Source organism: Micromonospora sp. NPDC005298 (genome assembly GCF_040607375.1).
Classification (GTDB): domain Bacteria; phylum Actinomycetota; class Actinomycetes; order Mycobacteriales; family Micromonosporaceae; genus Micromonospora.
This window is the reverse complement of record NZ_JBEXGP010000031.1, coordinates 34,254-46,774: the sequence shown is the minus strand read 5'-3', so window position 1 is coordinate 46,774 and position 12,521 is coordinate 34,254. Positions and strand designations below refer to the sequence as shown.

At 71.3% G+C, this 12,521-nt stretch carries 11 protein-coding genes; 2 read left to right on the top strand and 9 right to left on the bottom strand.

The genetic code is table 11. The features are described 5' to 3' along the window. Positions 1-13: 13 nt before the first annotated feature. Positions 14-724, bottom strand: coding sequence for an MBL fold metallo-hydrolase (locus ABZS77_RS27665; protein ID WP_354828721.1), 711 nt, complete (start codon positions 722-724; stop codon positions 14-16). A gap of 266 nt (positions 725-990) precedes the next feature. Here ABZS77_RS27665 and ABZS77_RS27660 point away from each other — a divergent pair, with 266 nt between their 5' ends. Together ABZS77_RS27660 and ABZS77_RS27655 are read left to right on the top strand one after the other, a co-directional pair. Continuing rightward, complete coding sequence (locus ABZS77_RS27660; RefSeq protein ID WP_354828718.1) at positions 991-1,869, top strand: peptidylprolyl isomerase; 879 nt, start codon at positions 991-993, stop codon at positions 1,867-1,869. Positions 1,870-1,927: 58 nt separating this feature from the next. Next, positions 1,928-2,770 (top strand): peptidylprolyl isomerase, encoded by an 843-nt coding sequence (locus ABZS77_RS27655; RefSeq protein WP_354828715.1) that lies wholly within the window; start codon positions 1,928-1,930, stop codon positions 2,768-2,770. Positions 2,771-2,836: 66 nt separating this feature from the next. Here ABZS77_RS27655 and ABZS77_RS27650 read toward each other — a convergent pair whose 3' ends face one another. The 8 genes from ABZS77_RS27650 to ruvC all read right to left on the bottom strand — a co-directional run bounded on the left by ABZS77_RS27650 (position 2,837) and on the right by ruvC (position 12,279). Beyond that, positions 2,837-5,359 (bottom strand): bifunctional (p)ppGpp synthetase/guanosine-3',5'-bis(diphosphate) 3'-pyrophosphohydrolase, encoded by a 2,523-nt coding sequence (locus ABZS77_RS27650; protein ID WP_354828712.1) that lies wholly within the window; start codon positions 5,357-5,359, stop codon positions 2,837-2,839. A gap of 197 nt (positions 5,360-5,556) precedes the next feature. Next, a complete protein-coding gene (locus tag ABZS77_RS27645; protein ID WP_354828709.1) occupies positions 5,557-6,123 on the bottom strand; it encodes an adenine phosphoribosyltransferase in 567 nt (188 codons plus the stop codon). Between the two features lie 88 nt (positions 6,124-6,211). Next, entirely contained in the window at positions 6,212-7,405 is a 1,194-nt protein-coding gene (secF, locus tag ABZS77_RS27640) for a protein translocase subunit SecF (RefSeq protein WP_354828706.1), read from the bottom strand. Between the two features lies 1 nt (position 7,406). Continuing rightward, positions 7,407-9,329 carry a protein translocase subunit SecD gene (gene secD / locus ABZS77_RS27635; RefSeq protein ID WP_354828703.1) on the bottom strand — a complete coding sequence of 641 codons (1,923 nt, stop codon included), beginning with the start codon at positions 9,327-9,329 and terminating at the stop codon, positions 7,407-7,409. A 280-nt stretch (positions 9,330-9,609) separates the two neighbouring features. Then, entirely contained in the window at positions 9,610-9,966 is a 357-nt protein-coding gene (gene yajC, locus ABZS77_RS27630) for a preprotein translocase subunit YajC (protein WP_354828700.1), read from the bottom strand. A gap of 122 nt (positions 9,967-10,088) precedes the next feature. Next, positions 10,089-11,156 carry a Holliday junction branch migration DNA helicase RuvB gene (gene ruvB / locus ABZS77_RS27625; protein ID WP_354828698.1) on the bottom strand — a complete coding sequence of 356 codons (1,068 nt, stop codon included), beginning with the start codon at positions 11,154-11,156 and terminating at the stop codon, positions 10,089-10,091. Beyond that, a complete protein-coding gene (gene ruvA, locus ABZS77_RS27620; RefSeq protein ID WP_354828696.1) occupies positions 11,153-11,755 on the bottom strand; it encodes a Holliday junction branch migration protein RuvA in 603 nt (200 codons plus the stop codon). The genes ruvB and ruvA overlap by 4 nt, the downstream gene beginning before the upstream one ends. Then, a complete protein-coding gene (gene ruvC / locus ABZS77_RS27615) occupies positions 11,752-12,279 on the bottom strand; it encodes a crossover junction endodeoxyribonuclease RuvC (RefSeq protein WP_354828694.1) in 528 nt (175 codons plus the stop codon). Before ruvC ends, ruvA begins: the two co-directional genes overlap by 4 nt. Positions 12,280-12,521: the final 242 nt, after the last annotated feature.

Sequence of the window (12,521 nt, the reverse complement as noted above, 5' to 3'; positions counted from 1 at the left end):
CGCGGACGAAGGACTAGAGGCCCCGGTTGGGCGCGGCCGGCGACGTGCCGGCCACCTCGACGAGGTACGGGTTGCTGGCACGCTCGCGGCCGATGGTGGTGCTCGGGCCGTGGCCGGGCAGGACGACTGTGTCGTCGGCCAGCGGGAGGATCTTGTCGCGCAGGCTGGTGAGCATGGCCGGCATGCTTCCGCCCGGCAGGTCGGTGCGGCCGATCGACCCCGCGAAGAGCACGTCGCCGGAGAGGCAGATCTCGTCCGCCTCCCAACCCGAGCCCGCGCCGGGCAGCCGGAACAGCACCGACCCGCCGGTATGGCCCGGGGCGTGGTCGACGGCGATCTCCAGGCCGGCGAGGGTGAGCGTGGCGCCGTCGGTCAGCTCCGCCACGTCCTCCGGCTCGGTGTAGCTCAACCGGCCGCCGAAGAGCGACGTCAGGTCGGTGGACAGGCCCTTGGCGGGATCGGCCAGCATCTCCCGGTCGCCGGGGTGCACGTACGCGGTGATGCCGCGCGCACCGCAGACCGGCGCGACCGAGAAGGTGTGGTCCAGGTGGCCGTGGGTCAGCAGCACGGCGGCCGGATGCAGGCGGTGCTCGGCGAGCAACGCGTCGAGCTGGTCGAGCACGCCGATGCCGGGGTCGACCACCACGCACTGCTCCCCCGGCGCGGTCGCCACCACGTAGCAGTTGGTGCCGAACGCGTCGGCGGGAAAGCCGGCCACGAGCACGGGCCCTGTCCTTCCGTCGAACCGTCGTCCTGCCCAGCAGCCTATCCGGCCGGGCGAACCGGTTTGTCGCGTCCGTCCCACCAGCCCCGTGCAGCACAGTGACATCGCCCGATAAGCGCTGCTCGCGGCGGGGTGGACCTCGTACACCACATTCCCAGTCGCTAGCCGTACACTCTGGCGGGCGTGTGGCGCGGCACACGTGACGCCCGGACGGGCCGGGACGCCCGGCCGCCGGCGACGACCTGGCGAAGGAAAGGGGAGCACGGGTGCCTTCCAGCAGGGACCGGCAGCGCAAACTGGCGCGGGCCAAGCTCGACCGGCAGCTGGCCCGCCGGGCCGCCGCCACGCGGCGGCGTCGGCAGATCCAGGCCGGTGTCGGGGCGGCGCTGGTCCTCGTGCTGATCGTGGCCGGTTCGGCGTGGGCGCTCGGGGCGTTCGACTCCGACCCGAAGAAGAACACGGCCGCGGAGGACACCTGCCTCTGGACGCCGCAGGACGCGACGGCCAACACCAACCTCAAGGACGTCGGCACGCCGGAGGCCAAGGGCCTGCCGACCGCCGGCACCCGGGCGATGACCGTGACCACCAACCAGGGCGCGCCGATCACCGCCGAGCTGAACCTGACCAACTCGCCCTGCGCTGCGGCGAGCATCGCCCACCTGGCGAGCCGGTCGTTCTACGACAACACCAAGTGCCACGAGATCACCGCCGACGGGGCGCTGCGCTGCGGCGACCCCAGCGGCACCGGCCTGGGCGGGCCCACCTACTCGTTCTACGACGAGGACGTGCCGACCGTGCCGTCGGCCTCCCCGTCGGCCAGCCCGGCGCCCGGCCAGCCACCGACGTACCCCAAGGGCACCGTGGCGATGATCTCCAACCCGCCGGGCAACAACGGCAGCCAGTTCCTGATCTTCTTCAAGGACTTCACCACCACCGACCCGAAGTTCCCGGTGGTCGGCAAGGTCACCGGCGGTCTGGACGTGATCGAGAAGATCGGCGCCCTGCCGACCGTGGACAATGGGAGCGGGGCGAAGGTCAAGCCCAAGACCGACGTGGTGATCCAGAGCCTCACGGTCGGCGAGCCCGTCACCGGCGCGGCAGCGACGCCGTCCGGCGCCCCGGCCAGCAGCCCGAGCGCCGGCTGACCGGTCGCACCACCCACCCGAGCGGCACCCGGAAACAGACAGCCAGGAGGATCCAGGCGTGACGTCCACCAGAGAGCGGCAGCGCGCGGCGGCACGCGCCCGACTCGAGAAGGAGATGGCCGAGCGGGCGGGCAAGGCCCGCAAGCGCCGCCAGACGCAGGCGATCGTCAGCGCGGCCGCCGTGCTGGTGCTCGTGGTCGCCGGCACCGTCTGGCTGGCGACCACCCTCGGCGGTGACGACGACGACAAGACCGACACCGCCGCGCCGGCGGCCGGCGCGTCCGAGTGCGTCTACAACGAGGTGCCGGCCGACCAGCGGTCGCCGCAGATCAAGGATGTCGGACTGCCGAGCAACCAGCAGTCCGCCAAGGGTGTGCAGACCATGACGATCACCACGAACCTCGGCCCGATCACGGCCAAGGTCGACCGGTCGTTGGTGCCGTGCACGGCGGGGGCCTTCACGCTCCTCGCGGACAAGAACTTCTTCGACAACTCCAAGTGCCACCGCCTCGTCACCGAGGGCATCAAGGTGCTCCAGTGCGGCGACCCGAGCGCCACCGGCAAGGGTTGGCGGGACACCGACGGCACCGGCGGCCCGAGCTTCCGGCTGCCGGAGGAGAACCTGCCGACCGACAAGCGCCCGCCGTACCCGGAGGGTGTCATCGCGATGGCCAACTCCGGCCAGCCCGGCAGCACCGGCAGCCAGTTCTTCATCGTCTACGGCGACTCGCCGCTGGACCCGGCGTACACGGTGCTGGGCAGCGTCACCGGCGGCATGGACATCGTCAAGGACGTGGCCAAGGCCGGTGACGACGGGGCGTTCGCCCAGCAGGCCGGCGGTGGTCACCCGAAGAAGGAGGTCGTCATCACCGACCTCACGATGAGCAACCCGCAGGGCTGACGCCCGGGGAGACGACGAAGCGCCCGCCGGCTGAGCCGGCGGGCGCTGTCGTGTCCGGGGTACGCGTCAGGCGCCCGAGGTGACCCGGTACGCGTCGAACACACCGTCGACCTTGCGGACCGTGGCCAGCAGGTGGCCCAGGTGCTTCGGGTCGGCCATCTCGAAGCTGAACCGGCTCACCGCCACCCGGTCGCGGGTGGTGGTGACGGTGGCGGAGAGGATGTTGACCCGCTCGTCGGAGAGCACCCGGGTGACGTCGGCCAGCAGCTTGTGCCGGTCCAGGGCCTCGACCTGGATGGCGACCAGGAACGTCGAGGCGGACGTGAGCTTCCAACTCACCTCGACGACCCGCTCGGCCTGCGCCCGCAGGTCCTCGGCGTTGGCGCAGTCGTCGCGGTGCACGCTCACCCCGCCGGAGCGGGTGACGAAGCCGAACACCGAGTCCGGTGGGACCGGGGTGCAGCAGCGGGCCAGCTTGATCCAGACGTCACTGACGCCCCGGACGACGACACCGGGGTCGCTGCTGCTCTGCCGGCTGCGCGGCGGCCGGGTGGCGACGGCGGTCTCGGCGATGTCCTCCGCCGCGCCCTCCTCGCCGCCGTACGCGGCCATCAGCTTCTGCACCACCGACTGCGCGGACACCTGACTGTCGCCGACAGCGGCGTACAGCGACGCCACGTCGGCGAGGTGCAGGTCCCGGGCGATCGACATCAGCGCGTCGGAGGTGAGCATCCGCTGCAACGGCATGCCCTGCTTGCGCATCGCCTTGACGATCGCGTCCTTGCCGGCCTCGATCGCCTCCTCGCGGCGCTCCTTGTTGAAGTACTGGCGGATCTTCGTGCGGGCCCGTGGGCTCTTGACGAAACCCAGCCAGTCCTGCGTGGGGCCGGCCGTCTCGGACTTCGACGTGAAGATCTCGATCACGTCGCCGTTGGACAGCGTCGACTCCAGCGGCACCAACTTGCCGTTGACCCGCGCGCCGATGCACTTGTGCCCGACCTCGGTGTGCACCGCGTACGCGAAGTCCACAGGCGTCGACCCGGTCGGCAGCGGGATGACGTCACCCTTGGGGGTGAAGACGTACACCTCCTGGCTGGACAGGTCGAACCGCAGCGCGTCCAGGAACTCGCTCGGGTCGGCCGCCTCCCGCTGCCAGTCCAGCAGCTGCCGCAGCCAGGTCATCTCGTCGATGTGCGCCGGCGGGCCGACGATCTGGGTGCCCTTGTGCTCCTTGTACTTCCAGTGCGCGGCGATGCCGAACTCGGCGGTGCGGTGCATCGCGTACGTGCGGATCTGCATCTCCACCGGCTTGCCGGTAGGCCCGATGACAGTCGTGTGCAACGACTGGTACATGTTGAACTTGGGCATGGCGATGTAGTCCTTGAAGCGGCCGGGCACCGGCTGCCAGTTGGCGTGGATCACGCCCAACGCCGCGTAGCAGTCGCGCACCGTGTCGACCAGGATCCGCACACCCACCAGGTCGTAGATGTCGTTGAAGTCGCGACCCCGCACGATCATCTTCTGGTAGATCGAGTAGAGGTGCTTCGGCCGCCCGGTCGTCTCCGCCTTGATCTTGGCGGCCTTGAGGTCGGTGCCGACCTTCTGGGTGACCTGGCGCAACAGCGACTCACGCTGCGGCTGGTGCTCCCCGATCAGCCGGTTGATCTCCTCGTAGCGCTTCGGGAAGAGCGTGCCGAAGGACAGGTCCTCCAGCTCCCACTTGATCGTGTTCATGCCGAGCCGGTGCGCCAGCGGCGCCAGGATCTCCAGCGTCTCCTTGGCCTTCTGCTCCTGCTTGGGGCGGGGCAGGAAGGTCAGGGTGCGCATGTTGTGCAGCCGGTCCGCCAGCTTGATCACCAGCACCCGCGGGTCCTTGGCCATCGCCACGACCATCTTGCGGATCGTCTCGGCCTTCGCCGCGTCACCCAGCTTGACCTTGTCGAGCTTGGTGACGCCGTCGACGAGCAGGGCGACCTCGCCACCGAAGTCGGCGCGCATCGCGTCGAGGGTGTACTCGGTGTCCTCGATGGTGTCGTGCAGCAGGGCGGCGACCAGCGTCGTGGTGTCCATCCCCAGATTGCCCAGGATCGTCGCCACCGCAAGGGGGTGCGTGATGTACGGGTCGCCGGACTTGCGGTACTGCCCGGAGTGCCACCGCGCGGCCGTGTCGAAGGCGCGCTGCAACAGCCGGACGTCGGCCTTCGGGTGGTTGTCCCGGTGGCTCGCGATGAGCGGCTCCAGGACCTCGCTGACCTGCGAGGTCTGCCACGGCGCGTTGAACCGTGCCAGCCGGGCGCGGACCCGACGGCCGGTGGGCGCGTTGGACAGCGCGAAACCGCCACTCGGCGACGGGTCGACGCCGGCGTCGGTCGGGAACGGCACCACGACCCCGTCGGCGCCGGGCGCGGCCTCGACGCTCGGTGGGCCGCTGATCGGGCGTACCGTGCTCTCGCCCGCGGCCGTGCCGGAGCCGTTGCCGGTGCCCGTCACCCGGGCCGGCGCGTCGCCTGTCCGGTCAGTCACCGAGCCGTCAGCGTCGCCTGTCGGGTGCACCGTGCCCTCCGCCGGAGGGACGACATCGTGGGACACCGGCCTCCTCACCGCTCGCCGGAAACACACCGACCGAACATCGGCCGGCCTGGTCTCGCCTCGCCGGACGTGTGCGGCCGGCGTCAGCAAAGGGCAATGCTACCCGCACCGGAGGGCCCCTGCCGCTCCGCCGGACGGTCGACGCAGGCAGTGTCCGCCGGATCCGGGATCAAACGGTCAAGCACGGGTTGAACGGCTCAAACGGTCAGCAGGGCGTGCACCGGACGCTGCGCCAACCGCTCGCGCCCTCCCAGGAACCCGAGCTCCAACAGCACGGTGAAGCCGGTGACGGTGCCGCCGGCCCGCTCGACCAGGTCCAGCGTCGCCTCGGCGGTGCCGCCGGTGGCCAACACGTCGTCGACGACCAGGACCCGGTGCCCGGCGGTGAAGGCATCCTCGTGCACTTCCAGGGTGGCCTCGCCGTACTCCAGGTCGTAGGACACCGAGTGCGCCGGACGGGGCAGCTTGCCGGCCTTGCGCACCGGCACCACTCCCACCCCGGCCGCGTAGGCGACGGCCGCCGCGACGACGAAGCCGCGCGCCTCGATGCCGACCACCACGTCGAAGGCGTCCCGCCCGTGGTACGCGACAATCCCGTCGATCACCTCACGGAAGACCTTCCCGTCGGCGAACAGCGGCATCAGGTCCTTGAACAGGACGCCGGGCTTGGGAAAGTCGGGCACGTCCAGCACCCGGCTGGCGACCAGTCGGGCGGCCTCCGGGCCGCTGTCCCCGCGCGCCTCGGTGCTGTGGGTCTCCGTCACGGCTGTTCCGCTCTCCTTCAACGACGACGGCGTCCGGCAGTGCTGCTCACACAGCATGCCGGACGCCGTTCGGGCGTTTCCGTTCGGGTCAGCGCCGCTTGGCGCCACCCGGCCGGTTGCCGCCGCCACCCGGGCGACCGCCCCGAGTGCCGGTCGGTCGCTTACCGGCCGGCCGGGCGCCCACCTTGGGGGCGGCACCGGCCAGCGCCGCGGCGTCCGGGTCGAGCGGCTCGTCGGTCGCGTCGGCCCGGGTCGGGCTGGCGGACCCCTTCGGGGTGACCTCGCCACGGGCCAGGGCGCCCCGGCGGGCCAGGACGCGCTTGTTGTGCGCCTGGATCCGCGGGTCGTAGTTCTTCAGCAGCGCCAGCAGCGGCGTCGCCACCAGGATGGAGGTCAGGAACGCCACCGCCATACCGACGAACAGCACCAGACCGAGGTCCTTCAGCGTGCCCGCGCCGAGCAGGCCGGCACCGATGAACAGCAGACCACCCACGGGCAGCAGCGCCACCACCGAGGTGTTCAGCGACCGCATGAGGCTCTGGTTGACGGCCAGGTTGGCCGCCTCGCCGTACGTCTGGTTGTTGTTCGCGGTGATACCCCGGGTGTTCTCCTGCACCTTGTCGAAGACCACCACCACGTCGTAGAGCGCGAAGCCCAGGATCGTGAGGAAGCCGATGATCGTCGACGGGGTGACCTCGAAGCCGACGAGCGAGTAGATGCCGGCGGTGAGGACCAGGTTCGTGATCAGCGAGGCGACCGCGGCGACGGCCATCCGCCACTCGAAGCGCAGGATCAGGTAGACCATCACCAGCGCGATGAAGATGACCAGACCGAGCACGGCCCGCTCGGTGACCTGGCTGCCCCACGCCTCGCTGACCTGGTTGCTGCTGATCTCGTCGACGTTGATGCCGAGGTCCTCGGCGATCTGCGCCTTGACCGCGGTCGCCTGCTCGGCGCTGAGCTGCGGCGTACGCAGCTCGTACGAGTCGCCGCCCGGGCCGCCGACCTTCTGCGTGGTGGCCACCGCGACGCCGGTGTTCTCGGCGGCGAGGGCCGAGTTGACCTCCCGCTCGGCGTCGTCGAGCGTGCCGACACTGGCCGGCACCTGGAACGAGTTGCCGCCGGCGAACTCGATGCCGAGGCTGAAGCCGCGCAGCCCGAAGCTGAGGATTGCGATCAGGATCAGGACACCGGCGACGCCGAACCAGAGCTTGCGCTTGCCGACGATGTTGAGACCGGCCTCGCCGTTGTAGAGGCGGCTCGCAAGACCGTTAGCAGCCATCTCAGGCCTCCTTGGCGCGCGGGTTGCGGGGCTGAGTCTGCTGGGTGCGGGCCGGGAGCGCCCGGCCCAGACCGCTGACCCGCGGGGACAGGAACGCCTTCGTCGAGGCGAACATCGTCATGATCGGGTGCCGGAAGAGGAACACCACCACGAGGTCCAGCACGGTGGCCAGGCCGAGGGCGAAGGCGAAGCCCTTGACCGTGCCGACCGACACCACGTAGAGCACCACCGCCGAGAGCAGGGTGATCGCGTTGGCCGAGATGATCGTCCGGCGGGCGCGGATCCAGGCACGCGGTACGGCGCTGCGCGGGCTACGCCCCTCCCGGATCTCGTCCTTCAACCGTTCGAAGTAGATGACGAACGAGTCCGCCGCCACACCGAGCGAGACGATCATGCCCGCGATGCCGGCGAGGGTGAGCGTGAAGCCGATCTGCCGGCCGAGCACCACGAGCGCGCCGAAGACCAGCAGCGCCGAGAGGATCAGGCTCAGGAAGATCACCGAGCCGAGCAGCCGGTAGTAGAAGAACGCGTAGATGATGACCAGCAGCATGCCGATGCCGGCCGCGAGCAGACCCGCCCGCAGGTGGCTGGCGCCCAGCGTGGCGGTGACGTTCTGCGCCTCCTGCTGCTCGAAGGTCACCGGCAGCGCGCCGTAGCGGAGCTGACCGGCCAGCGTGCTGGCGTCCTTCTGGGTGAAGTTGCCGGTGATCTGGGAGTTGCCGGTCAGCACGCCCTGGATCTCCGGCGAGGAGACGATCTCGTTGTCCAGCACGACGGCCACCCGGCACTTGCCGTCCTGGCCCAGCGCGGTCGCGTCGCAGGCCTGGCCCTCGTTGTTGAACGCCTCACGGGTCAGCGCGGTCCACTTGCCCTGGCCGTTGCCGGTGAAGTCGAGGCTGACCACCCAGGAGTTGGTCTGGTCGAGCACCGCGTCGGCGTCGGACACGTCGGTGCCCAGCACCTTGGCCTGGTCGAGCAGGTACTTCGAGGCGCCGTCCTCGCAGGAGACCACCTGCTGCTTCGCGTCGGAGATGGACGCCGGGGGACGCTGGTCGAGCTGTGCGCAGCCGATCGTCGGCACGTTGAACTGCATCTGCGCCGGCAGCACGGCCACCTCTTGCGGCGTCAACGTGCCGAACGGCTTGAGCTTGTCGGCGAGCGACGGGTCGGCGCTCAGGTCGGCCGGGGCCTGCAGACCGTTGGCGGCCTGCCAGGCGGCGGCGCCCACCTTCTGCTCGACGGCCTTGCGCTGCTCCTCGATGCTGGCCGGCACCGGCTCGGCGCTGGCACTCGGCGTCGGCGCGGCGGCACTCGGCGAGGCCGGGGCGGACGCCGACGGGGTCGGCGCGACGCTCGGCGACGCCGGGGCCATGCCGCCCTGACCGCCGCTGGGCGACGCGGTCGCCTTCGGCGCGCCGCTGCCCGACGGGGTCACCTTCGGCGCGGCACTACCCGACGGGGCCGGCGACGCGGCGCCGGACGGGCTCGGCGTGGCGGCCGGCGGCGCGGCAGCGGTCCCGCTGCCGTCGGCGGCCTTGAGCACCTTGCGGAAGCGCAGCTCGGCCGCCTCGCCGACGTCGTCGAGGTTGCGGTTCTCACCGGGCAGGGAGATGACGATGTTCCGGTTGCCCTCGGTGACGACCTCGGCCTCGGCCACGCCGAACGCGTTGACCCGGCTCTCGATGATCTGCCGGGCCTCCTCGAGGTTGTCCGCCGTCGGAGGCTTGCCGTCGACGGAGTTGGTCGCCTCCAGCGTCACCCGGGTGCCGCCGATCAGGTCCAGACCGAGCCGTGGCTCGAGCCGGTCCTTCAAGCTGCCGCTGGCACCGCCCGCGAAGAACACCAGAAGGTAGAGGACCACGAAGATGAACCCGAGCACGGCGAGCTGCCGGCCGGGGCGCATCTGTCCCTGAGGTGGTGCCACGGTTGTCCTGTCTCCCTGTACGGTCGCGCCGCTGCCAGCAGCGGCGGCGAGTGTCGGGCCGGGGGCCCCGGCCGACGGGTCTGACCTGGGTCGGCGAGGTGCCGACACGATGGCCGGACGGGCCGACGCGGGACGCCGACGGTCACGGGAACGTGCCGACGCCCGGCGTCGACCCAACTATCCAGTTTTCACGTCTCGTTCGCTGCCCCGTCGGGCGCGACGACCCCCGGGAGTGCTCGACCCGGCCGTACGCCGGAGGGCACCACCCTCGGGAGGGAGGTCAGTCCTTGACGGTTTCCGCGTCCTCGGTGACCGGCTCGCTCGGCAGCTCCGCGCGGGTGACGACCCGGGCGATGGCCGGCCGGGCGTAGCGCGTCTGCACACCGGGGGCGACCTCGATCAGGACGGTGTCGTCCTCGACGCCCGTGACCGTGCCGTAGAGCCCACCGATGGTGACGACCTCGTCGCCGGGGCCGAGCGCGGACTGCATCGCCTCCGCCTCGCGGCGGCGCTTCTGCTGGGGGCGGATCATCATGAAGTACATGACACCGAAGAGCAGGGCGATCATCAGGATCGGCGTGAAGCCGCCGGCGCCGCCGCCCGCTGCTAGGTAATGCACAGTTACTGACCTTCCCATTGGCCACCTGCCCGGCACGGGGAGTGCCGGAGCGGAGGCGGATTCTCACGTCCCGTACAGACCGCGGCGAAGTCTAATCCCTGCACCTGAGAACACCGAATGCGGCACAGATCACGTTCACATCACGGCTGATCGGTCTCCAACGAGAACAGATCGGGCACTGGTGGGACTTCTGCACCAAATGTACCATTCGGGGGCGTTCGGCCCAGGTGCCGCCAGGCAGCCTCGGTGGCCACCCGACCTCGCGGGGTACGCGCCAGCAGACCGGCCCGCACCAGGAAGGGCTCACACACCTCCTCCACGGTGTCCGGCTGCTCCCCCACCGCCACGGCGAGCGTCGACAACCCCACCGGCCCACCCCGGAACGAGTCGACGAGCGCGGTCAGCACCGCCCGGTCCAGCCGGTCCAGGCCCAGCGCGTCCACGTCGTACACCGTCAGGGCCTTGCGGGCGGTCCCCAGGGTGACCACACCGTCGGCGCGGACCTCGGCGTAGTCCCGGACCCGGCGCAGCAGCCGGTTGGCGATCCGCGGGGTACCCCGGGACCGGCCGGCGATCTCGGACGCGCCGTCAGCCGTGATCGGCACACCCAGGATCCGGGCCGACCGGTGCAGCAGCGTCTCCAGATCCGCCGGGGCGTAGAAGTCGAGGTGCGCGACGAAACCGAACCGGTCCCGCATCGGCCCGGTCAACAGACCCGAACGGGTCGTCGCCCCGACCAGGGTGAACGGCTCCACGTCCAACGGGATCGCGGTCGCGCCCGGCCCCTTGCCGACCACCACGTCGACCCGGAAGTCCTCCATCGCGCTGTACAGCAGCTCCTCCGCCGGGCGCGCGATCCGATGGATCTCGTCGATGAACAGCACGTCACCCTCGGCCAGGCTGGTCAGGATCGCCGCCAGGTCACCCGACCGCTCGATCGCCGGACCGCTTGTCACCCGGATGCCCGCGCCCAGCTCGGCGGCGACGATGTTGGCCAGACTCGTCTTACCCAGCCCCGGCGGACCCGAGAGCAGAATGTGGTCCGGAGGCGAACCCCGCCGCATCGCGCCCTGCAACAACAGGTCGAGCTGGTCCCGTACCCGGTCCTGGGCGATGAACTCGGCCAGCCGCCGCGGCCGGACCGTGGCCTCCACGTCCCGGTCGGCGTCGCTGACGTACGCCGAGACGAGCCCCTCGGTCTCACTCATCGGGTACGGCCCAGCAGGCGGATGGCCTGCTTGAGCAGGACCGGAACGGGCGGCGTCGCACCGTCGATGGTCTCCGCGACGGCGGCAACCGCCTGGTCGGCCTGACCGGCTGTCCAGCCCAGCCCGACGAGCGCCTGGCGAACCTGGTCGGGCCAGGCGCCACCGGTCACCCCGCCCACCCCGTCGGCGCCGACCGGCACCGGGCCGATCCGGTCGCGCAGCTCCAACACCAGACGCTCGGCGCCCTTCTTGCCGATCCCGGGCACCCGGGTCAGCGTCGCTGTGTCGGCGTTGGCGATCGCCTTGCGTACCGCGTCGGGGGTGTGCACCGCCAACACCGCCTGGGCCAGCCGCGGACCGACACCACTGGCGGTCTGGAGCAACTCGAACAACGACCGGGCGTCGTCGTCGGCGAACCCGTAGAGGGTCAGCGAGTCTTCCCGGACGATCAGGCTGGTGGCCAGCCGGGCGGTCTGGCCGACCCGCAGCTCGGCCAGGGTGCCGGGGGCACAGTGCACGGCCAGGCCGACACCGCCCACCTCGATCACCGCCTGGTCCGGTCCCGTCGCGGTCACCGTGCCGCGCACGCTGGCGATCATCGCGTTCCTCCTCGTCGTGCCCGGTCGGCCGCCGCGGCCAGCTTCGAGCGGGTACCGCCGCGCCACACGTGACAGATGGCGAGGGCAAGCGCGTCGGCGGCGTCGGCCGGCTTCGGCGGCTCGTCCAGCCGCAGCAACCGGGTCACCATCGCGGTCATCTGCGCCTTGTCGGCCTGACCGGAGCCGGTCACGGCCGCCTTCACCTCACTCGGCGTGTACGTCTGCACCGGCAACCCCGCGCGCGCCCCGGCCAGCACCGCGATGCCGCTGGCCTGCGCGGTGCCCATCACGGTGCGGACGTTGTGCTGGCTGAACACCCGCTCCACGGCGACGCTCTCCGGCTGGTGCTCGGCGACCAGCTTGCTCAGTGACCGGTCCAGGTGCAACAGGCGCAGGGCCAGGTCGTCGGCCGGGTCCGTGTAGACCACGTAGTAGGCGACCAGCGTGCAGGGCCGGCCGGGCACACCCTCGACCACGCCCACCCCACACCGGGTCAACCCCGGATCGACACCCAGAACCCGCACCCGCACCCCTTCCCCAGCCACCAGCAGTACGTGTGTTCGACACCCTAACGGGCGCCCTCCCCACCAGCCCCACGGGACACGCCCTCCCGTCGCCCGTCGCCCGTCGCCCGTCGCCCGTCGCCCGTCGCCCGTCGCCCGTCGCCCGTCGCCCCTCGCCCCTCGCCCCTCGCCCCTCGCCCCTCGCCCCTCGCCCCTCGCCCCTCGCCCCTCGCCCCTCGCCCCTCGCCCCTCGCCCCTCGCCC

Coding starts and splice junctions, on each gene's coding strand:
- secF (WP_354828706.1), bottom strand. CDS start 7,405: ATGGCTGCTAACGGTCTTGCGAGCCGCCTCTACAACGGCGAGGCCGGT.
- yajC (WP_354828700.1), bottom strand. CDS start 9,966: ATGGGAAGGTCAGTAACTGTGCATTACCTAGCAGCGGGCGGCGGCGCC.
- ruvB (WP_354828698.1), bottom strand. CDS start 11,156: ATGAGTGAGACCGAGGGGCTCGTCTCGGCGTACGTCAGCGACGCCGAC.
- ruvA (WP_354828696.1), bottom strand. CDS start 11,755: ATGATCGCCAGCGTGCGCGGCACGGTGACCGCGACGGGACCGGACCAG.